28 protein-coding genes and 1 tRNA gene are annotated in these 25,881 nt (G+C 68.7%); 17 read left to right on the top strand and 12 right to left on the bottom strand.

Annotated elements, in window-relative coordinates; translation table 11 throughout:
• Positions 1 to 8 precede the first annotated feature (8 nt).
• The 5 genes from ilvN (at position 9) to AC0IW9_RS08445 (ending at position 3,935) form a co-directional block, all read left to right on the top strand.
• Entirely contained in the window at positions 9 to 533 is a 525-nt protein-coding gene (ilvN, locus tag AC0IW9_RS08465) for an acetolactate synthase small subunit (RefSeq protein ID WP_471647782.1), read from the top strand.
• A gap of 31 nt (positions 534 to 564) precedes the next feature.
• The gene (gene ilvC / locus AC0IW9_RS08460) at positions 565 to 1,581 is read left to right on the top strand and encodes a ketol-acid reductoisomerase (RefSeq protein ID WP_471647781.1); all 1,017 of its coding nucleotides are present in this window, start codon (positions 565 to 567) and stop codon (positions 1,579 to 1,581) included.
• A 94-nt stretch (positions 1,582 to 1,675) separates the two neighbouring features.
• Positions 1,676 to 2,614, top strand: coding sequence for an allantoinase PuuE (puuE, locus tag AC0IW9_RS08455; RefSeq protein ID WP_471647780.1), 939 nt, complete (start codon positions 1,676 to 1,678; stop codon positions 2,612 to 2,614).
• 32 nt (positions 2,615 to 2,646) lie between these two features.
• Positions 2,647 to 3,621 (top strand): tripartite tricarboxylate transporter substrate-binding protein, encoded by a 975-nt coding sequence (locus AC0IW9_RS08450; protein WP_471647779.1) that lies wholly within the window; start codon positions 2,647 to 2,649, stop codon positions 3,619 to 3,621.
• Positions 3,621 to 3,935: a cupin domain-containing protein gene (locus tag AC0IW9_RS08445; protein WP_471647778.1), complete on the top strand. Its 315-nt coding sequence runs from the start codon at positions 3,621 to 3,623 to the stop codon at positions 3,933 to 3,935. The genes AC0IW9_RS08450 and AC0IW9_RS08445 overlap by 1 nt, the downstream gene beginning before the upstream one ends.
• Here the strand turns inward: AC0IW9_RS08445 and AC0IW9_RS08440 are convergent.
• Positions 3,920 to 4,081, bottom strand: coding sequence for a hypothetical protein (locus AC0IW9_RS08440; protein WP_471647777.1), 162 nt, complete (start codon positions 4,079 to 4,081; stop codon positions 3,920 to 3,922). The two genes, AC0IW9_RS08445 and AC0IW9_RS08440, sit on opposite strands and share 16 nt — an antisense overlap.
• Before the next feature lie 127 nt (positions 4,082 to 4,208).
• A complete protein-coding gene (locus AC0IW9_RS08435; protein WP_471647776.1) occupies positions 4,209 to 5,177 on the bottom strand; it encodes a hydroxyacid dehydrogenase in 969 nt (322 codons plus the stop codon).
• 308 nt (positions 5,178 to 5,485) lie between these two features.
• Here AC0IW9_RS08435 and AC0IW9_RS08430 point away from each other — a divergent pair, with 308 nt between their 5' ends.
• Positions 5,486 to 7,075, top strand: coding sequence for a 2-isopropylmalate synthase (locus AC0IW9_RS08430; RefSeq protein ID WP_471647775.1), 1,590 nt, complete (start codon positions 5,486 to 5,488; stop codon positions 7,073 to 7,075).
• A gap of 81 nt (positions 7,076 to 7,156) precedes the next feature.
• Here AC0IW9_RS08430 and AC0IW9_RS08425 read toward each other — a convergent pair whose 3' ends face one another.
• The 3 genes from AC0IW9_RS08425 to AC0IW9_RS08415 form a co-directional block, all read right to left on the bottom strand.
• Positions 7,157 to 7,357 (bottom strand): NepR family anti-sigma factor, encoded by a 201-nt coding sequence (locus tag AC0IW9_RS08425; protein WP_471647774.1) that lies wholly within the window; start codon positions 7,355 to 7,357, stop codon positions 7,157 to 7,159.
• 69 nt (positions 7,358 to 7,426) lie between these two features.
• Positions 7,427 to 8,041, bottom strand: a complete 615-nt coding sequence (locus AC0IW9_RS08420) for a sigma-70 family RNA polymerase sigma factor (RefSeq protein ID WP_471647773.1) — start codon at positions 8,039 to 8,041, stop codon at positions 7,427 to 7,429.
• A gap of 69 nt (positions 8,042 to 8,110) precedes the next feature.
• Entirely contained in the window at positions 8,111 to 8,596 is a 486-nt protein-coding gene (locus AC0IW9_RS08415) for a sigma-70 family RNA polymerase sigma factor (RefSeq protein WP_471647772.1), read from the bottom strand.
• Between the two features lie 96 nt (positions 8,597 to 8,692).
• Here AC0IW9_RS08415 and AC0IW9_RS08410 point away from each other — a divergent pair, with 96 nt between their 5' ends.
• The 4 genes from AC0IW9_RS08410 (at position 8,693) to AC0IW9_RS08395 (ending at position 12,218) form a co-directional block, all read left to right on the top strand.
• Entirely contained in the window at positions 8,693 to 9,439 is a 747-nt protein-coding gene (locus AC0IW9_RS08410) for a PhyR family response regulator anti-anti-sigma factor (protein WP_471647771.1), read from the top strand.
• A gap of 117 nt (positions 9,440 to 9,556) precedes the next feature.
• The gene (locus AC0IW9_RS08405) at positions 9,557 to 9,721 is read left to right on the top strand and encodes a DUF1328 domain-containing protein (protein ID WP_471647770.1); all 165 of its coding nucleotides are present in this window, start codon (positions 9,557 to 9,559) and stop codon (positions 9,719 to 9,721) included.
• The gene (locus AC0IW9_RS08400) at positions 9,718 to 10,395 is read left to right on the top strand and encodes a hypothetical protein (protein ID WP_471647769.1); all 678 of its coding nucleotides are present in this window, start codon (positions 9,718 to 9,720) and stop codon (positions 10,393 to 10,395) included. The genes AC0IW9_RS08405 and AC0IW9_RS08400 overlap by 4 nt, the downstream gene beginning before the upstream one ends.
• Positions 10,396 to 10,406: 11 nt before the next feature.
• Positions 10,407 to 12,218 carry an ABC transporter ATP-binding protein/permease gene (locus AC0IW9_RS08395; protein WP_471647768.1) on the top strand — a complete coding sequence of 604 codons (1,812 nt, stop codon included), beginning with the start codon at positions 10,407 to 10,409 and terminating at the stop codon, positions 12,216 to 12,218.
• Between the two features lie 87 nt (positions 12,219 to 12,305).
• On the opposite strand, the gene AC0IW9_RS08390 is transcribed toward AC0IW9_RS08395, so the two are convergent.
• Positions 12,306 to 12,548 carry a hypothetical protein gene (locus tag AC0IW9_RS08390; protein ID WP_471647767.1) on the bottom strand — a complete coding sequence of 81 codons (243 nt, stop codon included), beginning with the start codon at positions 12,546 to 12,548 and terminating at the stop codon, positions 12,306 to 12,308.
• A gap of 226 nt (positions 12,549 to 12,774) precedes the next feature.
• On the opposite strand from AC0IW9_RS08390, the gene AC0IW9_RS08385 reads away from it, so the two are divergent.
• From AC0IW9_RS08385 to AC0IW9_RS08360, 6 genes are all read left to right on the top strand, one after another.
• Complete coding sequence (locus AC0IW9_RS08385) at positions 12,775 to 13,818, top strand: rod shape-determining protein (protein WP_471647766.1); 1,044 nt, start codon at positions 12,775 to 12,777, stop codon at positions 13,816 to 13,818.
• Between the two features lie 52 nt (positions 13,819 to 13,870).
• On the top strand, positions 13,871 to 14,734 hold the full coding sequence (gene mreC / locus AC0IW9_RS08380) for a rod shape-determining protein MreC (RefSeq protein ID WP_471647765.1): 864 nt from the start codon (positions 13,871 to 13,873) through the stop codon (positions 14,732 to 14,734).
• Between the two features lie 4 nt (positions 14,735 to 14,738).
• A complete protein-coding gene (locus AC0IW9_RS08375; protein WP_471647764.1) occupies positions 14,739 to 15,272 on the top strand; it encodes a rod shape-determining protein MreD in 534 nt (177 codons plus the stop codon).
• A 13-nt stretch (positions 15,273 to 15,285) separates the two neighbouring features.
• Complete coding sequence (gene mrdA, locus AC0IW9_RS08370; protein ID WP_471647839.1) at positions 15,286 to 17,193, top strand: penicillin-binding protein 2; 1,908 nt, start codon at positions 15,286 to 15,288, stop codon at positions 17,191 to 17,193.
• A complete protein-coding gene (rodA, locus tag AC0IW9_RS08365; RefSeq protein ID WP_471647763.1) occupies positions 17,190 to 18,338 on the top strand; it encodes a rod shape-determining protein RodA in 1,149 nt (382 codons plus the stop codon). The genes mrdA and rodA overlap by 4 nt, the downstream gene beginning before the upstream one ends.
• 94 nt (positions 18,339 to 18,432) lie before the next feature.
• Positions 18,433 to 18,508 (top strand) — tRNA-Lys (locus tag AC0IW9_RS08360).
• 73 nt (positions 18,509 to 18,581) lie between these two features.
• On the opposite strand, the gene AC0IW9_RS08355 is transcribed toward AC0IW9_RS08360, so the two are convergent.
• From AC0IW9_RS08355 to mutM, 6 genes are all read right to left on the bottom strand, one after another.
• Positions 18,582 to 19,763: a phytanoyl-CoA dioxygenase family protein gene (locus tag AC0IW9_RS08355; protein WP_471647762.1), complete on the bottom strand. Its 1,182-nt coding sequence runs from the start codon at positions 19,761 to 19,763 to the stop codon at positions 18,582 to 18,584.
• A gap of 109 nt (positions 19,764 to 19,872) precedes the next feature.
• The gene (gene dnaN, locus AC0IW9_RS08350) at positions 19,873 to 21,000 is read right to left on the bottom strand and encodes a DNA polymerase III subunit beta (protein WP_471647761.1); all 1,128 of its coding nucleotides are present in this window, start codon (positions 20,998 to 21,000) and stop codon (positions 19,873 to 19,875) included.
• 121 nt (positions 21,001 to 21,121) lie between these two features.
• Positions 21,122 to 22,558, bottom strand: a complete 1,437-nt coding sequence (dnaA, locus tag AC0IW9_RS08345) for a chromosomal replication initiator protein DnaA (protein ID WP_471647760.1) — start codon at positions 22,556 to 22,558, stop codon at positions 21,122 to 21,124.
• Between the two features lie 330 nt (positions 22,559 to 22,888).
• Positions 22,889 to 23,155 carry a 30S ribosomal protein S20 gene (gene rpsT, locus AC0IW9_RS08340; RefSeq protein WP_471647759.1) on the bottom strand — a complete coding sequence of 89 codons (267 nt, stop codon included), beginning with the start codon at positions 23,153 to 23,155 and terminating at the stop codon, positions 22,889 to 22,891.
• Between the two features lie 149 nt (positions 23,156 to 23,304).
• Entirely contained in the window at positions 23,305 to 24,084 is a 780-nt protein-coding gene (locus tag AC0IW9_RS08335; RefSeq protein WP_471647758.1) for an enoyl-CoA hydratase, read from the bottom strand.
• Between the two features lie 31 nt (positions 24,085 to 24,115).
• Entirely contained in the window at positions 24,116 to 24,961 is an 846-nt protein-coding gene (gene mutM, locus AC0IW9_RS08330) for a bifunctional DNA-formamidopyrimidine glycosylase/DNA-(apurinic or apyrimidinic site) lyase (protein ID WP_471647757.1), read from the bottom strand.
• Positions 24,962 to 25,001: 40 nt separating this feature from the next.
• On the opposite strand from mutM, the gene AC0IW9_RS08325 reads away from it, so the two are divergent.
• The gene (locus AC0IW9_RS08325) at positions 25,002 to 25,760 is read left to right on the top strand and encodes a class I SAM-dependent methyltransferase (RefSeq protein WP_471647756.1); all 759 of its coding nucleotides are present in this window, start codon (positions 25,002 to 25,004) and stop codon (positions 25,758 to 25,760) included.
• The last annotated feature ends 121 nt before the right edge of the window (positions 25,761 to 25,881 follow it).

The raw sequence follows: 25,881 nt of genomic DNA, 5'->3' as shown, positions 1-25,881 counted from the left end.
CGTACCCCATGCCTGATTCGTCCGAGACCACCCTGCGCAACGCGACCATCGCCGTGCTCGTCGAGAACGAGGCGGGCATCCTGGCGCGCGTCGTCGGTCTGTTTTCCGGCCGCGGCTACAATATCGAGAGCCTGACCGTCGCCTCGGTCGATGCCGATCGCCGGCTGTCGCGCATCACCATCGTCACCTCGGGCACCGACATGGTGATCGAGCAGATCAAGGCGCAGCTCGACCGGCTGGTACCGGTCCACAAGGTCAGCGACCTGACCCTGGAAGGCCCGCACCTGGCGCGCGAGATGGCGCTGATCAAGGTGGTCGGCCGCGGCGAGCACCGGATGGAGGCGCTGCGCCTGGCGGATGCCTTCCGCGCCCGCGTGGTGGATGCGACCATCGAGAGCTTTGTCTTCGAGATGACCGGCGCCGGCGAGAAGCTGGATGCCTTCATCGGCTTGATGCAGCCTATCGGGCTGAAGGAGGTCTCGCGCACCGGCGTCGTCGCCATTGCGCGTGGCCCCGGCGGCCTGCAGTCCTGAGTTTTCCGATCCAGTAAGGAGGAGCGCAATCATGCGCGTGTATTACGACCGCGACGCCGACGTGAACCTGATCAAGGCCAAGAAGGTCGCGATCATCGGCTTCGGCAGCCAGGGCCATGCCCATGCGATGAACCTGCGCGACAGTGGCTGCGCCGATGTCGCCATCGGCGTTCGCCAGGGCGGTTCCTGGAACAAGGCCGAGGCCGCCGGCTTCAAGGTCATGTCTCCGGCCGATGCGGCGAAATGGGCCGATGTGGTGATGATGCTGACGCCGGACGAGCTGCAGGGCGACCTGTACCGCGAGGCGCTCGGCCCGAACATGAAGGAGGGCGCCGCGCTCGCCTTCGCGCATGGGCTGAATGTCCACTTCAACCTGCTCGACCCGCGCCCCGACCTCGACGTCTTCATGATCGCGCCGAAGGGCCCGGGCCATACCGTGCGCTCCGAGTACCAGCGCGGCGGCGGCGTGCCCTGCCTGGTGGCGCTGGCCCAGAACCCCTCGGGCAACGGCCTTGAGATCGCGCTGAGCTATGCCTCCGCCATCGGCGGCGGCCGCGCCGGCGTCATCGAGACGACTTTCAAGGAGGAATGCGAGACCGACCTGTTCGGCGAGCAGGCCGTCCTCTGCGGCGGCTTGGTCGAGCTGATCAAGGCCGGGTTCGAGACGTTGTGCGAGGCGGGCTATGCCCCCGAGATGGCGTATTTCGAATGCCTGCACGAGGTGAAGCTGATCGTCGACCTGATTTATGAGGGCGGCATCGCCAACATGAATTACTCGATCAGCAACACCGCCGAATACGGCGAATACGTCACCGGCCCGCGCATCGTCACCGCCGAGACCAAGGCCGAGATGAAGCGTGTGCTGACCGATATCCAGACCGGCAAGTTCGCCCGCGACTGGATGCTGGAGAACAAGGTGAACCAGGCCAGCTTTAAGGCGACCCGCCGCAAGCTGTCCGAGCACCCGATCGAGGAAGTCGGCGAGAAGCTGCGCGCCATGATGCCCTGGATCAAGAAGAACGCCCTGGTCGACAAGGCGAAGAACTGAGCCACGCCGACAAGGCCGGCCAGAGGGGGCGCCATCCGCAGGGGTGGCGCTCTTTCTGTTGCGCTTCCGCCGTGGCCCGGCCAGACTTCGGCGCATGAGCGACGACCCGCACCTGCTGGCAGGCGACACCGAACACCCCCGCGACTTCCTCGGCTATGGCCCCAACCCGCCCGACCCGCGCTGGCCCGGCGGCGCCCGCCTCGCACTGTCCTTCGTGCTGAACTACGAGGAGGGCGGCGAGAATACCGTCCTCAACGGCGACCGCGGCTCCGAGGTCTACCTGCAGGAAGTCCCCGGCGGCACGCCGACCATCGGCGAACGCGCCATCACGGTGGAGACGCAATACGACTACGGCGCCCGGGCCGGGGTCTGGCGCATCCTGCGGATGTTCACAGAGCGGAACCTGCCACTCACCATCTATGCCGTCGGCCGGGCGCTGGAGCTGAACCCGACCGCGGCGCGCGCCTTCGCCGAGGCCGGGCACGAGGTGGCGTCCCATGGCTGGCGCTGGATCGACTACCGCACCGTGCCCGAGCATGTGGAGCGGGCCGAGATCGCCCGCTGCGTCGAGACCATCGCGCGGACCACCGGCGCCCCGCCGGTCGGCTGGTATACCGGCCGGGTCTCGCTGCGGACGCGCCGGCTGGTCGCGGAGCACGGCGGCTTTCTCTATGACAGCGACAGCTATGCCGACGACCTGCCCTATTACGTCCAGGCCGCCGGCCGCCCGCTGCTGGTGGTGCCCTACACGCTCGACAACAACGACATGAAATTCGCGGTGCCGCCGGGCTTCACCGCGAACGACGGCTTCACCCAGCACCTGACCGATGCCTTCGACTTCCTCCGCCGGGAAGGCCGGACGGCGCCGAAGATGATGTCGGTCGGGCTGCATTGCCGGCTGTCCGGCCGGCCTGGGCGGGCGGCGGCGCTGGAGCGCTTCCTCGACCATGTCGTGCGGCACCAGGATACCTGGGTCTGCCGCCGGGCCGATATCGCCCGCCACTGGCTGGCGGAGCATCCGCCGCAACGCTGAAGCCTTAGGGGGGACGTCCAATGACAACGACAATGACACGCCGCGGCACGCTGGGCCTGGCGCTCGCCGGGCTGGCCGCACCGGCGCTGGCGCAGCCGCGCGGCACGGTCCGCATCATCGTCGGCTTCCCGGCCGGGGGCAGCGCCGATACCACCTCCCGCCTCATGGCGGAGCGGCTGCGCGGGACCTATGCGCAGAACGTCATCGTCGAGAACCGGGTGGGCGCCGCGGGCCGCCTGGCGGTGGAGGCGGTGAAAGCGGCGGAGCCGGACGGCAATACCATCCTGCTGACGGCGGCGAGCATGCTGGTGATCTTCCCGCATCTCTATCGCCCGGCGACCCTGCGCTACGACCCCTTCACCGACCTGCTGCCGGTGACGCCGGCGGGGGAATTCCCCTTCGGCATGGGCGTCGGGCCGATGGCCAATAGCGCCGCGACCCTGGCGGATTTCCGCGCCTGGGGCCAGGGCCGGGCGGAGATCCCCTTCAGCAGCGCCGCGGCCGGCAGCATGCTGCATTTCCTCGGCGTGCAGGTGGCCAAGGCGACCGGGCTGTCGATGACGCATATCCCCTATCGCGGCAGCGCCCCGGCGATCCAGGACCTGATCGGCAGCCGCATCGCCACCAGCTTCCATCCGATGGTCGACCTGGCGCCGCATGCCGCCAATTCCGGCGGGCCGGTCCGGGTGGCGGGGGTGTCCTCCACCCAGCGGCTGCCGCGCTTCCCGGATGTGCCGACCTTCGCCGAGCAGGGCTTCCCGCAGCTGACCGGCAGCGAGTGGTTCGGCCTGTTCCTGCCGGCCCGCACCCCGGCCGCGGCGGTCGAGGCGCTGAACCGCGCGGCGGTCGAGGCGGCGGCGGCGAGCGAATACCGCGAGGCAATCGCCCGGCTGGAGATGCGGCCCTATCCGCTCTCGACCGCGGATTTCGCGGCGCGGCTGCGGGCCGATTACGAGAAATGGGCCCCGATCATCGCCGAGAGCGGCTTCCGGCCGGAGGAGACCTGATGGCCGCCTATCCGCTGGAGAAGCGCGAGCTGATCGCCGAGGCGACCGGGCTCCGCATGCAGATCCTGACCCTCGCCGCCGGGCAGGAGGTGCCCTGGCATTGGCATTCGGAGGTGGTCGATACCTTCTGGTGCATGGACGGGCCGATGGTGATCGAGACCCGGGCGCCGCGGGAGGTGGTAGAACTGGTCCCGGGGCAGATGTACGCCGTCCCGGCGAGGCGGGCGCACCGGGTCACCGGCAAGGATGGCGGGCGCTGCCGCTTCGCCATCCTCCAGGGTGTCGGGACCTATGACTTTCAGCCGGTGGGGTGACGGCGGCCCGACAGGAAGCCGGCGCCGGCGGGACCGGCGATCTCGGCATGGGGATAGCCCCGCGGCACGGTGAACATGTCGCCCGGCCGGTGGGTGGTGGCGATGCCGTCCTTCGCCAGGATGAAGGCGCCCTCGGTGACCAGCACCTTGGCGTCGAATTCATGGGGTGGATCGGCGTCTCGGCGCCGGTGGGGAGCCTGCGCTGCATCGCCTCGGCAAAGCCCTCGGCCTTGAGGATGGCGGCGAAATCCCTGGCATCCATGCGTCGTCTCCCTAACCGGCGAGCTCGCCATTTACCATGAAGGCGGCATCGCGCTTGCCGTCGAGCACATCGACGATGTTCCGGGCCGCCTGCTGGGCCATGCGGGCCAGTCCTTCCTCGGTGCTGGCTGCATTGTGCGGGCTGACCAGGACATTGGGCAGCGCATAAAGCGGGTTGGTGGCATCGGAGGGCTCGACTTCCAGCACGTCCAGCCCGACGCCTTGCAGCCGGCCGCTCCGCAGCGCCGCAACCAGCGCATCCTGGGCGACGATCGGGCCGCGGGCGGTATTCACCAGGATGGCGCCGGGCTTCAGCGCGGCGAAGGCCGCGGAATCCATCAGGTGGTGGGTCGCGGGGGTGAGGGGGCAGTGCAGGGTCACCACATCGGCCTCGGCCAGGGCGGCGGCGAAGTCCCGGGCCGGGGTGAAGCCATCGGCGGCGATGCGGGCGGGGTGGAAGCCGGGATCCATCACCAGGACATTCATGTGGAAGGCGCGGCAGTAGTTGGCGACGCGGCTGCCGATGCGGCCATAGCCGACCACCAGCACCGTCCGCCCCGCGAGATCGACCATCCCCGGGCCGCCCTTCGCCCACCAGCCGCCGCCCTGGACATGGCGGTGGTTGTCGAGGACCCGGCGGGCGACGCCGAGCATCAGCATCATGGCGTGCTCGGCGACGCTGAGGTCATTGGCGCCGTTGACCACCATGACCGGGATGTCCCGCGCGGTGCAGGCGGGAATATCCACGGTATCGAAGCCGACGCCGTAGCGGGAGACCACCTTCAGGTGCGGCGCCGCCTCAAGGGCCGCCTGATCCACCCGTTCCAGCCAGCAGAGCACGGCATCGGCCGAGGAGAGGTGCTGGTGGAATTCCTCGACCGGCGGGTCGTGCAGGACGACGATGTCGAGGTCTTCCCGCTCGTTCAACACCGCCATGCCGGCGGGATGGAGGCTGCGGCAGAGCAGGATGCGATGGGCCATTGCGGCTGGTTTCCCCTTGGACCGGGCGGATGGTGAAACCTTCGAGGCGTGGCGCCAAGGCCCTTGCCCGGCTCCGGCCGCCTCGCTACGGTGCCGGCAGCATGAACGCGCGCACCCTGATCGATGCCCTGACCAGCGGCCCTGCCGCCGGCGGCCTCGCGCGCCTTCCCCTTGGCCTCCTTCTTCGACTTACCCGCCCCTGGGCGTGACGCTCGGCTGAAGGCCGGCTTCGCTCAGGGGGTCTGAGCCCCTGGCTGCGCGCTGGGGAAATCCACGACGGGTATTGCGCGACCAAAAGGACCAGTGACATGGCCATCACCCATCCCAGCTTCGGCACGCTGGACGACAACCGGATCATCTTCTTCGACACGACCCTGCGGGATGGCGAGCAATCCCCCGGCTTCTCCATGAATCTGGAAGAGAAGCTGCGGATGGCCGAGGCGCTGTCCGAGCTGGGCGTCGATGTCATCGAGGCGGGCTTCGCCATCGCCTCCCCCGGCGATTTCGAGAGCGTGCAGTCGATCGCCCGGAAATTCGCCAAGGACGGGCCGGTGGTCGCCAGCCTCGGCCGCGCCAACCCGGCCGACATCCTGCGCAGCGCCGAGGCGCTGAAGCCCGCGGCCCGCAAGCGCATCCACATCGTGCTGGCGACCTCCGAGCTGCATATGCGGGTCAAGCTGCGGATGAGCCCGGAGGAGGTGCTGGATCTCACCACCTCCAGCGTCACGCTGGGCCGGCAGCATGCGGACGACGTCGAGTGGTCGGCCGAGGATGGCAGCCGTTCGGACCCGGACTTCCTCTGCCGCTGCGTCGAGGCGGCGATCAAGGCCGGGGCGACGACCATCAACATCCCCGATACCGTCGGCTACTCAATGCCGGAGGACATGGCCCGCATCTTCCGCGACCTGCGGAACCGGGTGCCGGGGATCGAGAAGGTCATCCTGTCCGCGCACAACCACAACGACCTGGGCATGGCCGTGGCCAATACCGTCGCCGCCATCCAGGCCGGCGTCCGCCAGATCGAGAGCACGATCAACGGCATCGGTGAGCGGGCGGGCAATGCCAGCCTCGAGGAAGTGGCGATGGCGCTGCGCACCCGGCGGGATGCGCTGCCCTATAGCAACGGCATCATCCACCAGAAGCTGCTGAAGACCAGCAAGCTGCTGGCGACCATCACCGGCTTCGACGTGCAGCCGAACAAGGCCATCGTCGGCCGCAACGCCTTCGCGCATGAGAGCGGCATCCACCAGGACGGCGTGCTGAAGGATGCCTCGACCTATGAGATCATGACGCCGGAGAGCGTCGGCTGGACCACCAACAGCCTGGTGCTGGGCAAGCATTCCGGCCGGGCCGCCTTCCGCGACAAGCTGGCGACGCTCGGCTACACCGTCGGCGACAACCAGCTGAACGACGCCTTCCGCCGCTTCAAGGACCTCGCCGACCGGAAGAAGGTCGTCTACGACGAGGACGTCGTGGCGCTGGTCGATGACGAGGTGGTGCGCGGCAACGACCGGGTGAAGCTGGCGGCGCTGACCGTCGCGACCGGGCTCGGCACCAAGCCGATGGCGACCCTGGCGCTGGAGGTCGATGGCGAGCGGCGCGACGGCATGGCGAGCGGCGACGGCGCGGTGGATGCCACCTTCAACGCCATCCGCCATGCCTTCCCGCATGAGGTCCAGCTCAAGCTCTATGCGGTGCAGAGCGTGACCGGCGGGACCGATGCCCAGGCCCGGGTGACGGTGCGGCTGGAGGAGGACGGCAAGATGGTCGATGGCCAGGGTGCCGATACCGATACCATCGTCGCTTCGGCCCGGGCCTATGTGCATGCCCTGAACAAGCTGCTGGTGAAGCGGGAGCGGACGGCGCCGGGGGCGATCCAGCCTGCCCTCTCGGCCTGACCCATCCGCACCCTGAACGGCGAACGGCCCGGGCGCGATGCCCGGGCCGTTTGATGCGGCTTATCGGTTTCGGCGCGCGGGCTACTTCTTGGAGGCCTCGCGATCGCCTTCGATCAGGCGGAGCAGATCCTCGGGGATCGGCTCCTGCGCGACCGTGTCATACAATTGGTGCAGCCCGCGCCGCAGCCAGACATCGAAGGCTTGGTCCACCTCCTTGCCCTCCTGCTCATTGCCGGATTTCACCGGGCTGTTTGCACGCTTCTTGTCGCTCTTGCCCATCATCCCGGCCGCCAAGCACGGGCTGGTAACGGGCCACGGCAGGACCGTTACCGAACTCCGCATCATGTCACATTAGACCGCGGATCGAGCTTCGCCAACAGCGCTGGGCTCGGGACGGCTGCTGCGCTGCACGCCTTCGCGTGAGATGGACACCGGGTGCTCCTCGCCGGTCAGCCAGGTCTGCAGCTGGCGGCGGGCGCGGAAGACGCGGCTTTTCGCGGTGCCGACGGCGCAGCCGGTGGCCTGGGCGACTTCCTCATAGGACAGGCCCTGCAGCACCACCATGAACAGCGCCTCGCGCTGGTCGGAGGGCAGGCGGCCCAGGGCGCGGCTCAGTTCCTTCAGGACCAGCCGGTCCTCATGCGCGCCGCTGACCGCGAAGGCGGACATCGGAAGATCGTCGATGTCGGTGGTCTCGCGCTGCTTGCGGAGGGTGCTGATGAAGCGGTTGCGCAGGATGCGGTGCATCCAGGCGGCGAAGTTGGTGCCGGGGGTGAAGCTGTCCTTGGCGGCGAGGGCATTGGCCACGGCATCCTGGACCAGATCCTCGGCCGCGGCGCGGTTGCGGGTCAGTGCCAGCGCCTGGACCCGCAGCTTGGGCAGCAGGGCGACAAGCTGGCCATGGAACTCGGCAGCGGTGCTCACGGCGTGGGTCTGCGTCACAGTGGTGTCGATGGTCCCGTCCATAGTCCCGTTCCCCATTGTTCGTCTGAGGAGGAGTGATCGGGAACGGCAGAGGGATGCATCACGCGAGCGTCAGCCGGACACAGGATCGGGAGCAGGGCGATCCAGCTTTTCCGCCAGCAGCTTCCTGGCGCGGGAGACGCGGGCCTTCATGGTGCCGAGCGGGACGTCGCAGATCGCCGCGGCTTCGGTATGGGACAGCCCCTGGGCGCCGACGAGGATCACCGCCTCCCGCAGCAGGGGCGGCAGGGTGCGCAAGGCCCGGGTCAGGTCGCGGATGCGGCCGGGCACTTCCTGGTCGGCGGGCGATTCGGCTTCGGGGAAGGCCTCGGCAAGCCGCTGTTCGCGCCGGCGGGACCGGAGCTGCTCATGGAAGGTGTTGCGGACGACGGCGAGGCACCAGGCGCGGAGGTCCACGCCCTCCGCCTTGCCATCCAGGGCCTTGAGGGTCCTCAGGACGGCTTCCTGCACCAAGTCATCGGCTTCGCTGCGGGAGCCGGAGAGGTAGCGGGCGAAGGCTCGGAGCTCAGGCAACAATTGCGCGAGGGCTGTGCGCAACGCGCGATCCATGGCTTGTTCGGTCACGGCATGCTCAATATCAACCACCATGGATTGGGGCGAGGATGTCCTTCGCGTGCGCAGGATGACAACGGCATGAGCGCGATCGACCGGGCCGCATTGATACGGGCGCTGCCCTATGCACGGCGCTATGCGCGCGCGCTGACCGGGACGCAAGCCCAGGGCGACGCCGTGGTGGCGGATGCGCTGCGGCATGTCGTGACCGAGGAATTCCCGGAAGGGGCCCAGGCGCGGGTCGTACTCTATGGTGCCATCGGGGATGCGGTGCGGGCGGCCGACGAGGCCCCGCAGCCGGATAGCGCGGGGATGTCGCTGCTGCAGCGCATGCTGCTGCTGCTGACGGCACTGGAGGAACAACCCCTGACCGCGGCGGCCCAGGCCTGCCGCGTGTCTCCGGCGGAAGCCGAGCATGCGCTGCGGCATGCCCGCGACGGGCTGCGGACCGGGATCACCGCCCGGGTGCTGATCATCGAGGATGAGCCGATCATCGCCCTCGACATCCAGGAATTGGTGGAGCGCTGCGGCCATAGCGTCGTCGGCATCGCCGCGACGGAAGCGGAAGCGGTGGAGATCGCCCGGGTCGAGCGGCCCGGGCTGGTGCTGGCCGATATCAACCTCGGCGCCGGTGGCGACGGGGCCAGCGCGGTGGCGCGCATCCTGCGCGACCTGACGGCGCCGGTGATCTTCGTCACCGCCTATCCGGAACGGCTGCTGACGGGGGAGGCGGTGGAGCCCGCCTTCATCATCACCAAGCCCTTCGATCCGACCACCCTGGCGGTCGCGACCTACCAGGCGGTGACCCGCGGGGTCCGGCCTGTCTAGGATGGGCTTGGCCGATCCGGAGACTGTGACAGCGGTGTAACTGCGGACCATCGCAGGACGCGCAACCGGCCTCTCGAAGTGACGTTGATCCGCAACAACCTGCCTGCGGAGGTCGCCATGCTCTACTGGACCCTTGTCTTCCTCGTCGTCGCCCTGGTCGCAGGCCTCTTCGGGTTCGGCGGCATCGCCTCGGCCTCCGCCGGCATCGCCAAGGTGCTCTTCGCCATCTTCCTCGTGCTCTTCCTAGTGTCGCTGATCTTCGGCGTCGTTCGCGGCGCATGACGACCGGCCGGCGCGGCGTGCCGCTGGCGCTGCTGGCGGTTGCGGTGCCGGTCGGCCTGCTGGCCGGGCCTGCCGCGGCGCAGGCGCCCCGTGGGTCGGACCTGTGGTTCGACCCGACGCAATTGCCCTCCTTCACCGGCACGGTGGAGCGCTACCTGCCTAATCCGCGGGGCGAGACGGATGCGCTGGTCTTCCGGGAGGGGCCCCAGGTGGTCTTCCCGCCCGATGTGGCGGCTGCGGTGCGTGCCGCGGTGCCGGCGGGGAAATCCATCATCGTCTGGGGTATCCGGGCCCGCACCGCCCCGGTCATCACCATGCTGGCCTTCGCCCCGAGCGCCGATGTGACGCCGGTGGTGGTCGACCGCTTCTATTGGCGGCTGTCCGGCCGCCAATCCAGCGAGGGTGCGGTACCGCTGACCATCGAGGGCGTCGTGCGCCAGCCCTATTACACGCCGCAGGGTGAGGTGGCCGGCGCCATCCTGGAGGATGGCAGTGTCATCCTGCTGCCCAGCGGGACCTCCGAGCCCTTCAAGGACCTCTTCAAGCCTGGCCAGAAGCTGGCAGCGACCGGCCAGGGCCGGGAGAGCGAGGCCGGCCGCGCCATCCTGGCCGGCCAGGTCGGCGCGGAGCCCGGGGCCTTGCGCCCGGTGCCGCCGGGAGAACCGCCCCGCTGAGCCCCGATCCCTTGGGCGATACGCCCGACATCAGCTTCCGCCGTGGCCTCCGCAAGATGGTGAGCGGCTACTTCAATGGCGAGGAGAAGCGTCGCGCCCGTTGGCTGGCGGCCGGGGTGCTGGGGCTGACGATCCTGCAGATCGGCATCCAGGTGCGGTTCAACATCTGGAACCGGGACTTCTTCAATGCCCTGGAGTCGCGCGACCGCAGCGCCTTCTTCGGGCAGATGGGGCTGTTCCTGGGGCTGACGGTCGCCAGCATGGTGACGGCGGTCTTCCAGCTTTACGTGCGGCAGATGCTGCAGCTGCACTGGCGCGAATGGCTGGTCTTCCGGCTGCAGCACCGCTGGCTGAGCGCGGGGCGGCATTACCAGATCAACTTCCTGCCCGACGCGGCCGACAACCCGGACCAGCGGATCAGCGAGAATACTCGCTGGGCCACCGCGATCGCCGTCGACATGGCGGTCGGGCTGGTCAGCTCGATCCTCATGCTGGTGTCCTTCGTCGGCATCCTCTGGACCCTGTCCGGGCCATTGCACCTCGCCCTCGGGTCCAGCGAATTCGATATCCCGGGCTACATGGTCTGGGCGGCCTTGCTCTATGCCGGGATCGGCTCGGCGCTGACCTGGTTCATCGGCCGGCCCATGGTCGCCGCCAATATCCGTCGGAACGAGGCCGAGAGCGACCATCGCTTCGCCCTGGTGCGGCTGCGCGAGAGCAGCGAGGGCGTGGCGCTGATCGGCGGCGAGGCGGATGAGGAGCGCGGGCTGCGCGATGCCTTCCGCAACGTCGCCGGCGCCATGCTGGACCTGATGCGGAGCGAGCGGCGGCTGATGTGGCTGACCTCCGCCTATGGCATGCTGCTGACGGTCTTCCCGGTGCTGGTGGCGAGCCCGCGGTACTTCGCCGGAGCCATCACCCTCGGCGTGCTGATGCAGATCAGCTCGGCCTTCGGCCAGGTGACCAGCAGCCTCAACTGGTTCGTGGACAACTTCCCGCGCATCGCCGATTGGCGCAGCCATGTGAAGCGGGTGGTCGAGCTGGAGGAAACCCTCGACATGGCCGATGCCAGCGAGGGCGACAGCCTCATCACCCTGAACGAGGCGGCAGCGGGCGAGGCGCGGTCGGTGCTGGCCTTCCGCGAGTTGCAGATCGCCCAGGCGGATGGCTCGCTGGTGATCAATGAGGCCAATGCCGAGATCCAGCCCGGGGAGCGGGTGCTGATCGTCGGCGAAAGCGGGACCGGCAAATCGACGCTGTTCCGGGCCATCGCCGGACTCTGGCCCTGGGGCTCCGGCGAGATTCGCATCCCCCTGCGGTCGAGCATGATGTTCATGCCGCAGCGTCCCTACCTGCCGCTGGGCACCCTGCATGCGGCCGTGGCCTATCCTGAGCCGCCGCAGCATTTCGCCCGGCCGGAGGTGGAGGCGGCGCTGGCCCGCTGCGGGCTGGAGCATCTGGTGCCGCGGCTGGAGGAGACCGAGCGCTGGGACCGGATCCTGTCGCTCGGCGAGCAGCAGCGGCTGGCCTTCGCCCGAATTATCCTGCATCGCCCGGCCTGGGTCTTCATGGATGAGGCGACGGCGGCGCTGGACGAGGCGAACCAGGACAGCATGATGCGGCTGTTCGAGGACGAGCTGGCGGAAAGCGCCCTGGTCTCGATCGGTCATCGCCCGGGGCTCGACCGCTACCATGACCGCACCCTGACCCTGACCCGCGGCAGCGAGGGCGCCATCCTGGGCAAGCGCCGCCGGCGGGTGGCCCCGAAGAAGCCGCGCCGGCCCGTGGCGGCACTGCGGAAGCTGCTGGGCAAGGGTTCCTAGGCACAAAAAAATGCCAGGCGGGGGGCACCCGCCTGGCATCAGTCTGTCTCGGTCGGCCCCGTTATCGGAGGGGCCGCGGTCCTTGCCTCAGCGCCAGGCGGGCCGGCCGAGGTTCACGTCGCGGCCGCTGGTGAGTGCGCCGCCGGCGGCACCGGCCGCGCCACCGATGAGGGCACCCGTGCCGACGCTGCCACCCGTCAGCGCGCCGACGCCAGCACCGGCGCCCGCACCGAGCAGGCCGCCCGACACGGCCCGGTCCCCGGTGGAATAGCCGCAGGCGCCGAGGCCGAGGGCGGCCAGGGTCAGCAGGGTAAGGCTGGTCTTGCGCATGGCATTGTCTCCCGTGTTGCCGAACCTCAACGCGAGCCATTCCATGCCAGTTGCGGCTGCCGGCGCGGATGTGAATCGGTGGGCGACCGGACAGAAGGCTTGAGCGGCGGGCCCCGGGGGGCTAATCCACCGGCTCTGCCATCCTACTCCCGGTTTATTGCTTTGACTCGGTTTCGCCTGGGCGGGCGGGACCCGGGTCTGGCCCGCTCTGGAAGGTTGCCTTCGCATGTTCTCTCGCCTGTTCGGCTTTTTGTCCGCCGACATGGCCATCGACCTCGGGACCGCGAACACGCTGGTCTATGTGAAGGGTCGGGGCATCGTGCTGAATGAGCCGAGCGTCGTCGCCATCGCGGATATCCGCGGCCGCAAGCAGGTGCTGGCGGTGGGGGAGGAGGCCAAGCTGATGCTTGGCCGCACCCCGGGCAATATCGCCGCCATCCGGCCGCTGCGGGACGGGGTGATCGCCGACTTCGAGGTGGCGGAGGAGATGATCAAGCATTTCATCCGCAAGGTGCACAACCGGCGCAGCTTCGCCTCGCCCCTCATCATCGTCTGCGTGCCCTCGGGCTCGACCGCGGTGGAGCGCCGGGCGATCCAGGAATCCGCCGAGAGCGCCGGGGCGCGCAAGGTGCTGCTGATCGAGGAGCCGATGGCGGCGGCGATCGGCGCCGGCCTGCCGGTGACCGAGCCCTCCGGGTCCATGGTGGTGGATATCGGCGGCGGCACGACCGAGGTGGCCGTCATCTCGCTCGGCGGCATCGTCTATGCCCGCAGTGTCCGGGTCGGCGGCGACAAGATGGATGAGGCGATCATCCATTACATCCGCCGCACCTTCAACCTGCTGATCGGCGAGAGCAGCTCCGAGCGCATCAAGATGGAGGTGGGCGCCGCCGCCTCCCCGAACGATGGCGAGGAAGGCCCGATCACCGAGGTGAAGGGCCGCGACCTGATGAACGGCGTCCCGCGCGAGGTCTATGTCTCCCAGCGGCAGATCGCCGAGAGCCTGGCCGAGCCGGTGACCGCCATCGTCGAGGCGGTGAAGGTGGCGCTGGAGAATACCCCGCCGGAATTGGCGGCCGATATCGTCGACAAGGGAATCGTGCTGACCGGCGGCGGCGCCCTGCTGCACCGGCTGGACGAGGTGCTGCGGGCGGCCACCGGCCTGCCGGTGGTGGTGGCGGAGGAGCCGCTGTCCTGTGTCGCCCTCGGGACCGGCCGTGCTCTCGAAGAGATGAAGCGACTTCGCCAAGTCCTCACTTCGATGTATTGAAGGGGCTCTAGACATTTTGCCCGGGGTCTGAACCTGGGCGTCCGGAGGCGGCGTGATCCGACTCAGCATTCCGCTCAGGCAGGCCCTGGCCCGCTTGTCGCTCCCCGTGCTTATCGCGCTGGCCTTCGGCACCATGCTGCTGGGCAAGGCGGATGCAGTGCTGGCGGAGCGTGCCCGGATGGCGCTGGCGGATCTGCTGACGCCGATCTGGGGCGCCTTGCAGCAGCCGGTGGCCGTGATGCGGGATACCGTCCAGGAAGCCGAGTCCCTGTTGAACCTGCGCTCCGAGAACCTGCGGCTGCGGGAGGAGAACGAGCGCCTGCGCCGCTGGCAGGCCGCCGCCCTGGCGTTGGAGGCGGAGAATGCCATGCTCCAGCGCCAGCTTGCCTTCGTCCCGGATGCGGCACCGGTCTTCCAGACCGCCCGCGTGGTGGCGGATGGCGGCGGTATCTATGCCCGGGCCGTGCTGCTGGCCGCCGGGCCCAACCACAGTGTCCGCAAGGGGCAGATCGCCCTGGATGAGCGTGGCCTGGCCGGGCGGGTGACGGAAGTGGGCAGCCGATCCGCCCGGGTGCTGCTGGCGACCGACATGAACAGCCGCATCCCGGTGACGCTGGAAGGCAGCCGGGCGCGGGCCATCATGGTCGGCACCAATGGCGCCCGGCCCCGCCTGCAGCATTGGCCAGAGGGATCCATGCCGCAGGACGGCGACCGGGTGGTGACCAGCGCCGAGGCCGCCGCCTTCCCCGCCGGCCTGCCGGTCGGCATCGTCCGGCGGACCGAGGGCGGGGCGCCGGAGGTCGAGCTCTTCTCCCACCTCGACCGGCTGGATGTGCTGCGGCTCTTCGATTACGGCCTCGGCGGCATCCTGCCGCCCGAGGCGGTGGCCCGGCCCGAGCCGCGGCCGCGGCGCTAGTCCCATGAAGGGGCGTCCCGCTCCGGCCACGGGGCTGCTGCGGCAGATTGATGCGCTTGCGCGGGCGGCGTTTCCCGCGGCCTCGACCGCGCTGCTGCTGGTGCTGGCGGCGGTGCCGGTCGGCCTGCCGGGCTTGGTCCCGGCGGCGGCGCTGCCCTGCATCTTCTTCTGGTCGGTGTTCCGCCCGGCCGCCTTGCCGCCGCCGGCGGTCTTCGGCCTCGGCCTGCTGGAGGACCTGCTGACCGCGGTACCGATCGGGGCCGGGGTGCTGACCCTGCTGGTGGTCGGCGGGCTGGCGACGCGCTGGCGGCCCTTCCTCGCCCGGCAATCCTTCCTGGCGGTCTGGCTGGTCTATTGCGGGGTGGCGATCGGCGCCGCGGCGCTGGGCTGGCTGCTGCAGGTGGTGCTGGGCTGGCGCCTGGTGCCGACCGCCCCGGCACTTTACCAGGTCATGCTCAGCGCCGGCCTCTACCCCAGCCTCGCCGGGCTCCTCACCTGGGCGCATGAGGCGATGACCCGTGCCGAGACGGCGCCATGAGGGCCCAGTCGTGATCGATTGGCGACGCTTCCGCGGCGAACGGGCTGCCGGACCCGGCGTGAAGGGGGTGCGGAAGGAGGAGGAGCGCCGCCGCGGCGTCTTCACCCGGCGCGCCCTGCTGCTCGGCCTGGGGCAGGTCGGGCTCTTCGGCTTCCTCGGCAGCCGGCTGTATCGCCTGCAATCCGAGGAGGGCGAGCGCTATACGACACTCGCCGAGGAGAACCGGGTCTCGGCGCGGCTGATCTCGCCGCCGCGCGGCCGGGTGCTGGACCGCAACGGCGCCGTCGTCGCCGGCAACCGGCTGAACTGGCGCGCCCTGCTGGTGGCGGAGCAGACCCAGGATGTCGGGGCGACGCTCGAGACCTTCTCCCGCATCGTCCCGCTGACCGAGCAGGAGCGCGCCCGGATCGAGCGCGAGGTCCGCCGCCGCCGCCGCTTCGTCCCCGCCATCGTCCGCGAATTCCTGAGCTGGGAGGAGATGGCGCGGATCGAGGTCAATGCGCCCGACCTGCCCGGCATCCTCATCGATGTCGGCACCACCCGGGTCTACCCCGAGGCGGAGCACCTCGCGCATATCGTCGGCTACGTGGCGCCGCCGGCCGAGCGGGACATGGATGGCGACCCGCTGCTGGAACTGCCCGGCATCCGGGTCGGCCGGGCGGGGATCGAGCGGCACCACGACCTGCTGCTGCGCGGCCGCGCCGGGGCGGTGCAGCTCGAGGTCAATGCGGTCGGCCGGGTTATCCGCGAGCTGGACCGGCGGGAGGGCGTGCCGGGCCAGGACGTGCAGATCTCGGTCGATGCCGAATTGCAGAAGGTGCTGCGCGGCAGGATCGAGGAAGGCACCAGCGTGGTGGTCATGGATGCCCGCAACGGCGAGCTGATCGCCATGGCCTCCCAGCCCTCCTTCGACCCGAACGTGTTCAATGCCGGAGTTTCCGGCGCGCAATGGCGGGAATGGACCCGCAACCGGGCGACGCCGCTGATCAACAAGGCGACCAACGGGCTCTATGCCCCCGGGTCCACCTTCAAGATGATGGTCGGGCTGGCGGCGCTGGAGGCGCGGGTGGTGACGCCGGGGGAGCGGGTCTTCTGCCCCGGGCACATGGACCTCGGCGATACCCGCTTCCACTGCTGGAACCGCAACGGCCATGGCAGCCTGGATATGCGCGGCGCGCTGAAGGCCTCCTGCGATGTGTATTTCTACGAGCTGGCGAAGCGCACCGGGATCAACCGGATCGCCGCCATGTCGAAGCGCTTCGGCCTGGGCGTGGACCTCGACATCGAGCTGCCGGGGACGCGGCGGGGGCTGATGCCGACGCGGGAATGGCGGGAGGCGCAGGGCAAGCCCTGGAACCTCGGCGATACCATCGTCCATGGCATCGGCCAGGGGTTCTACCAGCTCACCCCGCTGGCCCTGGCGACCATGACGGCGCGGCTGGCCTCGGGCCGGGCGGTGCAGCCGCACCTGACCCGGGGCATCGGCGGCCGGCCGGTACGTGGGGTGCGGGCGGAGGATTGGCCCAGCCTCGGCATCCCGGAGCGTGACCTGAAGCTGATGCGGGACGGGATGTGGGCGGTGGTGAACGAGGACGGCGGCACCGGCAAGACCGCGAGGATGCCGGCCGGCTTCGGCGCCATGGCCGGCAAGACCGGCTCCGTCCAGGTGCGGCGGGTGACGCGGGAGCAGCGGGAGCGCGGCTTCAAGGCGGAGAACCAGCCGCGGGAATGGCGGCCGCATGCGCTCTTCGTCGGCTTCGCCCCGGCGGATAACCCAGTCTATGCCGTCAGCGTCGTGGTGGAGCATGGCATCAGCGGCTCCGCCGCCGCCGCGCCAATCGCCCGGGATGCGCTGGTGGAGGTCTTCAACCGGCTGCGCAACGCCCCGCCCGGGCCGCGGGTGGCGGAGGCCAAGCCATGAGCGCGACCTACGAACGCCGCCTGCTGACGCGGGACCGCGGCAATGGCGTGCTGCAGAAGCTGTGGCAGATCCCCTGGAGCTTCGTGCTGCTGCTCTGTGCGGTCGCGGCCGTGGGCTATGTGGCGCTGTATTCCGCCGGGGGCGGGGCAGAGCCCTATGCGGCCAAGCATGCGCTGCGCTTCGGCTTCGGCGTGGTGATGATGGTCTCGATCGGGCTGGTGGATATCCGCTTCATCGCCCGCTTCGCCTGGGTCGGCTATGCCGGCGGCATCGTCCTGCTGGTGCTGGTGCTGCTGCATGGCAACGTGGGGAAGGGCGCGCAGCGCTGGATCGATATCGGCCCCCTGCAGCTGCAGCCCTCGGAACTGATGAAGATCATGCTCGTGCTGGGTCTGGCCGCTTGGTTCCAGCGGGCGACCTGGGAGCGGATGGGGAATCTCCTGTTCCTGATCCCGCCGGCGCTGATGGTGCTGCTGCCGGTGGGGCTGATCCTCAAGCAGCCGAATCTGGGGACGGCGCTGATCACCGGCATGGTGGGGGCGGGGGTCTTCTTCGCGGCCGGGGTGCGGTGGTGGAAATTCGCCATCATCGCCGGCGGCGTGGCGGTGGCGGCGCCCATCGCCTACGACCACCTGCACGACTACCAGCGGGCGCGGATCACCACCTTCCTCGACCCCGAAAGCGACCCGCTGGGGGCCGGCTACAACATCATCCAGTCCAAGATCGCGCTGGGCTCCGGCGGGTTGTGGGGGAAGGGCTTCCTGCAGGGCACGCAGGGGCACCTGAACTTCCTGCCGGAGAAGCAGACCGACTTCATATTCACCATGATCGCCGAGGAATTCGGGCTGGTCGGGGCGCTTTCGGTGCTCGGCTTGCTGGCGCTGGTGGTGGTCTTCTGCTTCGCCGTGGCGCTGCGCTGCCGGCACCAATTCGGCCGGCTGCTGGCGGTGGGGTTGGGGACGAATTTCTTTCTTTATGTCTTCGTCAATGTGGCGATGGTCACCGGCTCCATCCCCGTCGGCGGCGTGCCCCTGCCGCTGATCTCGCATGGCGGTTCGGCCATGCTGACGACGATGCTGGGCTTCGGGCTGCTGCTATCGGTCTTCGTGCATCGGGATGCGGAATTCGGACCGGCGCGCGATTAGGGACCCAGGTCCGGGAAGATTGGGGCTGGACAAAGCCGTGGTGGGCGTTAAGAAGCGCCTCCCGAGCGTGGCTTGAGTTGGCCTGCACGGTGATGGGCGCCTAGCTCAGTTGGTAGAGCAGCTGACTCTTAATCAGCGGGTCGTAGGTTCGAATCCTACGGCGCCCACCATTTCCCCCTCTGCAAAAACCTGAGAATCATACCGAGGATTGGGCCGGAGCGAACCCCGGCCCTGTCGCTTGCCTTAGATCGCCAGATCCTTGGTGTTGTAGTCGCGGATCACCCGATCGAAGACCTCCGGCGTGAAGCGGAACTGGTCCTCGAGCCCGGCGAAGGGCTGGTAGCGGAAGACCGGATCCTGCGGGAAAGCCTGGTGCCGTGCATCGATGGCGACCTGGATCACCGCGGAGCGGTCGAAGATCCGCTGCTCGTCATAGACGGCCCGGCTTTCCTCGATCGACAGCGCCGCCTTCTGGCCGAGCACCGAGGTCCGCCGGTGGAAGCCGAAGGTCAGCGAGATGCGGAGGTCGGGCGAGGTATTGGCGAAGGAGCCATGCACCATCTGCCGGTTGACCATGGTCACGTCGCCGGCCGCGCAGACCAGGGGCACGGCACCAGGCAGTTGCTCGCTGCCGCCATTGGCGGCCACCATGGCCTTGATATCCGCCTTGCCGCGCTTGTGGGAGCCGGGGAGGACCCAGAGGCAATTGCCCAAGGTCGTGGGGTAGATCTGGACCTGGAAATTGAAGCCGTGGATGCCTTCGTCCCAGTTGGGCGAATTCCAATGGGTGACGCCATCCTGGTGCCAGGCGACGGAACCGCCGAGGCCCGGCTGCTTGACGAAGATCGCATCGTTGAAGGGCACGAAATCGGCGCCGTTGATGGACTGCGCCGCGGCCAGCAGCTTCGGATGCCCATAGAGGCGAAGGCCGGAGGGCATCGACTGGCACATGGAATACATCAGGAAAACGACGTGTTCCGGCGCGTCCTGGTCGGGCTTCGGCTGAGACATCTGGGCGGGATGTCGGCCGCCCAGCAATTGCGTGCCGCCCCAGGGGTCGCCCAGCGGCTTGGTGAAGCGATAGGGCAGGCGGGCATAGTCGAGGCCGAGTGCGGTGCGTCCCTGCGCATCGACCTTGGCATCCGGCCCCACCGGCGCACGGGCCAGCATGGTCTGCGCATCGGTGCGGAGGGCGGCGACCTCGGCGGCGTCGATGACACCTTCGAAGATGTAGTAGCCGTGGCGCCAATAGGCCGCCTGGATATCCGGATGCAGCAGCCCGTCATCCGTGAGGCGAAGCGGGCCGCGATTGCCGATTTCGGCGGCAAGCCTTTCGCCGGCGGCCTGATAGGCGGCCATGCCGGCGGCATGTTCGGCACGGGAGAGGGGTTTCGTGGCCGTTTCAGGTTCGGCGAGATCGGTCATGGCGCTTGTTCACTCCCCAGGTTTTCAGCATCGTCGCTGACAAGGCCTGGATCGTACAAGCGGGTTTCTGCCGGGGCCGTCCCCTCGGGCCAGGGCTCAGGGCTGCGGGCTAGACCCGCATCGGCATCAGGACGTAGAGCGCCTCGGGCTTGGCGGCATCGGTGACCACGGTGGGGGCGCTGCCGTCGGCGAAGCGAAATTCCACCGTCTCACCGATCTGGTCGGTGATGTCGTTCAGGTAGCGGGCCTGGAAGCCGATCTCGATCGGCGCATTCTCATACTTCACCACGTCGCCGTCCAATTCCTCCTGCGCCTGGCCCTGTTCCGCGGAACTGGCCGAAAGCAGCAGGCGGTTGCGGTCGAGGCTCAGCTTCACCGGGCGGGAGCGTTCGGAGCTGATGGCGGCGACGCGGCCGACGGCCTCGGCGAAGGCGGATTTCGTCACCCGGAGGATCTTGTCGTTGCCGCGCGGGATGACCCGGTCGTATTCCGGGAAGGTGCCGTCGATCAGCTTGCTGGTAAGCTGCACCGCGCCGATGTCGAAGCGGATCTTGGTATCCGAGAGACGGACGGTGATCTCGTCCTGGGTTTCCTCGGCCAGCTTGCGCAGCTCGTTCACCGTCTTGCGGGGGATGATGACGCCGGGCATGCCGGCGGCGCCTTCGGGCAGCGGTTCCTCGACGCGGGCGAGGCGGTGGCCATCGGTGGCGACCGCACGAAGCACCTGGGTGCCGTCGCTATCGGTCGCGTGTAGGTAGATGCCGTTGAGGTAGTAGCGGGTTTCCTCGGTGCTGATGGCGAAGCGGGTGCGGTCCACCAACTCGCGCAGCTGCCCGGCCGGCAAGGCGAATTGATGCGGCAGCTTCCCTTCGGTCATGGAGGGGAAATCCTCCACCGGCAGCACGGAGAGATCGGTGTTGAAGCGCCCGGCGCGCAGCTTCAGCGCGGCATCGCCGCCGGCATGGTCCAGCTCGACCTTGGCGCCTTCCGGCAGCTTGCGGACGATCTCGTACAGGGTGGCCGCCGGGGCGGTGGTGCGGCCCGGGCGGCTGACCTGCACCCCGGGCACCTCCTCGACCACCGCGATTTCCATATCGGTCGCGGTCAGCTTCAGCACGCCGTCCTGGGCCGAAAGCAGCACATTGGCCAGGATGGGGATGGTGTTGCGGCGCTCGACCACGCTTTGGACATGCGCCAGCGCCTTGATCAGGATCGCCCGTTCGACCGTGAACTTCATCTGACCCAGGCTCCCCCGATACGCTCAACCACGCGGCCGTCCCGCCCGTGCAAACGGCGCCGGGCGGCCATCCTAACAGTGCTGATTCACAAGCGAAAGCCGCGGTTTTCGGCCACTCGGCTCAGGTCTCCAGCATCTTCCGCAGCAACGTCACATCCTCGGCGAAGCCGGCATCGGCCGCCATCAGCTCCGCCACGCGGGAGACGGCATGCATCACCGTGGTGTGGTCGCGATTGCCGAAGCGCCGGCCGATCTCGGGCAGGCTGCGCTGGGTGAGCTGCTTCGCCAGGTACATCGCCACCTGGCGCGGTCGCGCAACATTCCGGGCGCGGCGCGCACTACTCATGTCGGTTAGACGAATATTGTAGTGGTCGGCGACCTTGCGCTGGATTTCTTCGATGGAAACCCGCTTTTCATGCGCCCGCAGCACATCGTGCAGCACCTCATGGGCACCATCGATGGTGATGGGGCGGCCGAAGAGATTGGCATGCGCCACCAGGCGGTTCAGTGCGCCTTCAAGCTCCCGCACGTTCGCGGTGATCTTGTTGGCCAGCAATTCCAGCACTTTGGGCGGCACCAGAACCTGGGCCGCGGCGGCCTTGGCCTGCAGGATCGAGAGCCGCAGCTCATAGGTCGTCGCATGGATATCGGCGACCATGCCGCAGCCGAGCCGGGTCCGCAGCCGATCCTCGATGCCCGCGAGATCCGAAGGCGATTTGTCCGAGGAAACGATGATCTGCTTGCCCTGATCGACCAGCGCATTGAAGGTGTGGAAAAATTCCTCCTGCGTATTGTCCTTGCCGATCAGGAATTGCAGGTCGTCGATCATCAGTACGTCGACCGCGCGCAGGGTCTCCTTGAACTCCATGGTGTTCTGGGAGCGGAGCGCCGCGATGAAGCGGTACATGAATTTCTCGGCGGACATATAGGCGACCGTCCGGGACGGGTCATTCGCCCGGATCGCCCAGGCAGTCGCATGCATCAAATGGGTCTTGCCCAGGCCGACGCCGCCATAGAGGAAAAGCGGGTTGAAGCCCGGGGAGGCCGGTTTCTCGGAGACCCGCCGGGCGCAGGCATGGGCGAATTCGTTCGGCTTGCCGACGACGAAGGTATCGAAGGTGAAGCGCGCCTCGAGCGGCACGACCCAATCGGAACGGGACTCGGGGCTGGGCCGTGCCTCGGCAAGGCGGGGGGCCAGGGGCTCCGCCAGGCCGGCCGAGCCGGCCGGCTCCGCCACCATCCGCTCCTCGACGGCACCGGCTTCGGCGACCGGTGTGGCGGAGACGCGGATATCGACCCGGCGGACGCTCGGCTCCTCGGCCTGCCAGAGCAGGCGGAGGCGGTCGCCGTAATGGCTGTTTACCCAATCCCGCAGGAAACGGGTCGGCAGGAGGATGATGGCGTCCTCGCCCTCAACCCCTGCCAGGGTCATCTGACGCAGCCAAGTGCGGTACTCGACCTCACCCACTTCCTCACGCAGGCGGCCGCGAATGCGGGCCCAGCCGGCAGCCATATGTCCGGACGATTGGGGGGGCAAGCGGCCGGCCTCCTGTTCCATCCCTGCACACGCCAGCGCATGCCAGCCACGTCCACGCGCAGGACCGGGTCCCATGCATGATGTCAGGCCGAAAGGCGCTGGGGGAAGGTGAGCTGCCCGTCAATCCGACGGGCGGGATGATACCGCGACCCGAAAGTCCGGGACAATAGTAACTTTCCGAACGCGTGGTCACGGTGAAATAGCGACTGAATGCAACCGCAAAAAAGCGGTGTCGAATTACTTAATCTGTGCTGAAAATGCGTCAGATTGCACGATTAAGTAATTCGAAGCGTTGCGCCGGACGGCAGAACTGCCCCGGCTGGTCCTAATGAAGGACCAGTCGAAAGGCGATCAGGCCCCGATCGACTTCACCCGGGCAGACAGGCGGGAGAGCTTGCGTGCCACGGTATTCGCGTGGAAGACGCCCTTGGTGGCCGCGCGCTGCATCTCGGGCTGCGCAGCCTTCAGGGCTTCCTGCGCCTGGGACTTGTCGCCGGTGGCGATCGCGGTTTCCACCTTGCGCAGGAAGGTCCGCACCCGCGAGCGACGCGCACGGTTGCGGATCGTACGCTTCTCATTCTGACGGATGCGCTTGCGGGCAGAAGCCGTGTTCGCCATGGCGGGTTATCTTCAACTCTGAGCAAGGGTGATTGGGATGTCGCAGTCCCATAAGCCCGGGGGCCCATAGCCTGCGCAGGGAGCGGGCTTGTACCGTCGGGCCGCCTGCCGCGTCAAGCAAGCGATCCCGGCGGATCCCTGATCCAGACTCAGCGGTTGCGAAATGCCGCCGGCCGCTTCTCGGCGAAGGCGGCCATGCCTTCCTTCTGGTCCTCGGTCGAGAACAGCGCCTGAAAGGCCCGGCGCTCGAATTTCACGCCCTCGGCCAGGGTGGTCTCGAAAGCCCGGTTCACCGCTTCCTTGGCCATCGCCAGGGCGGGGGCGGAGAGGGTGCCGAGCTTCTCGCCGATCGTCACCGCCTCGGTGACCACATCGGCCAGCGGGACGATCCGGGCGACCAGGCCCGAACGCTCGGCCTCGGTCGCATCCATCATGCGGCCGGTCAGCACCAGGTCCATCGCCTTGGCCTTGCCCACGGCGCGGGTCAGCCGCTGGGTGCCGCCGGCGCCGGGGATGACGCCGAGATTGATCTCGGGCTGGCCGAATTTGGCATTGTCGGCCGCGATGATCATATCGCACATCATGGCCAGCTCGCAGCCGCCGCCGAGGGCGAAGCCCGCGACCGCGGCGATCACCGGCTTCTGGACATAGGTGACGGCTTCCCAGCGCTTGCCGATGAAATCGTCCAGATAGACCGCGGGGAAGCTGCGCGACTGCATCTCCTTGATGTCGGCGCCGGCGGCGAAGGCCCGCTCGCTGCCGGTCAGGACGATGGCGGCCACCTCCGGGTCGGCGTCGAAGCCACGGAGCGCTTGGCCCAGCTCATCCATCAACTGGTCGCAGAGCGCGTTCAGCGCCTTGGGGCGGTTGAGGCGGATCACCGCCACCCGGCCCTGCCGCTCCGTCAGGATCATCGTATAATCGGTCATGCGCGGCTCCTCCGTCTTGCGGCGGAGGATATCAGCGTTGCAGCCGTGGGCAATGGAAGGTCGCCCGCCCGGCCTGGACGAAGCGCTGGATGCCCTCGCAGCCCGGCGGGCCGGGGCAGGCCTCGCAGGGCAGGCCGGCCCGGTCATAGACCTTGAAGCGTTCCTGGAAGAAGCCGATCCCGCCGTCCGCCTGAACATAGTCCCGCAGGGAGGAGCCTCCCGCCTCGATGCTCTCCTCCAGGACCGCCTTGATCGCCGGGACCAGCCGCGCCGCCCGCGCCCCGGCGACGCTGCCGGCCAACCGCTTGGGCGAGACCCGGGCCCGGAACAGCGCCTCGCTGACATAGATATTGCCGAGTCCGGCGACCACCTTCTGGTCCAGCAGCGCCGCCTTGATCGGCGTCGCCTTCCCCGCCAGGGCGGCCGAGAGCACCGCCGGGGTGAACGCCGGCTCCAGCGGCTCCGGTCCCAGCCCGGCCAGCAGCCGGTGGCCATCCTCGGCGGCGGTCGGCACCAGGTCGACGCTGCCGAAGCGGCGCGGGTCGACGAAGCCGACCCGGATGCCTTCCTCCGTCTCCAGCGAGAGATGCTCATGCGCGATCGGCTGGTTCGGCAGGTCGGCGGCCGGCCGGGCGACCATGCGGCCGGACATGCCGAGGTGGATCAGCACCGAATCCCCGCCCGAGAGCCGCATCAGCATGTATTTGGCCCGGCGCCGGAAGCCCTCGACCCGGCTGCCGACCAGCCGCGTGGCCAGCCCATCCGGGAAGGGCCAGCGCAGGTCGGGCCGGCTGATGGCGGCGGCACGGATCACCCGGCCTTGCAGCACCGTGGCCAGGCCACGCATGACGGTCTCGACTTCCGGCAGTTCAGGCATAGGTTCCGCGTTACCCCCGCGGAGCCTATGGTGCCCGACCATGACCGATCCTGACAGCCCATCACCCGACACCATCGACTTCGGCTACCGCGCCGTCCCCAAGGCCGAGAAGGCCAGCATGGTGCGGGAGGTCTTCGACAGCGTGGCCCCGCGCTATGACCTGATGAACGACCTCATGTCACTCGGCCTGCACCGGGCCTGGAAATCCGCCTTCGTCGCCGCCATCGCGGCCTCCCCGCGGGAGGCGCTGCTGGATCTGGCGGGCGGGACCGGGGATATCTCCTTCCGCGCGCTGGAGGCGGGGGCGGGGCGGGTCATCCTGTCGGATATCAATCCTTCCATGCTGCAGGTGGCGCAGGGGCGGGCGCTGGAGCGCGGCCTGGCCGCCGGGCTGACCTTTGTTTGCGCCGATGCCGAGCATATCCCCCTGCCCGACCGCAGCGTGGAGAAGATCTCCATCGCCTTCGGCCTGCGCAATTGCACCGACAAGCCGGCGGTCCTGCGGGAGGCGCGGCGGGTGCTCCGCCCCGGCGGGCGCTTCCATTGCCTGGAATTCAGCCGGGTCGAGGTCGCGGCCCTGGCACCGCTCTATGACGCCTGGTCCTTCAAAGTCCTGCCGCGGCTTGGCGCCCGGGTCGCCCAGGATGCGGAAAGCTACCAGTACCTGGCCGAGAGCATCCGCATGTTCCCGGACCAGGAGGCATTGGCGGCGATGATGCGCGCGGCCGGGCTCGAACGGGTCGCGCATCGGAGCATGGCCGGCGGCATCGTGGCGATCCATACCGGCTGGCGCCTGTAGCCTTCCCGGAAAAACCTTTCGGAACATTGCATTGGGCGGGAGGTTCTGGTCGAAGTCACGACCGGCTGCGTGGCATTGAAGGCAATGGCGCCGCCCCCCATGCTGCATCGCAATCCCGTTC

Source organism: Belnapia sp. AC561, assembly GCF_979252845.1.
Note: the sequence above shows the minus strand (reverse complement) of the source record. Positions and strands in the feature narration are given on the sequence as shown.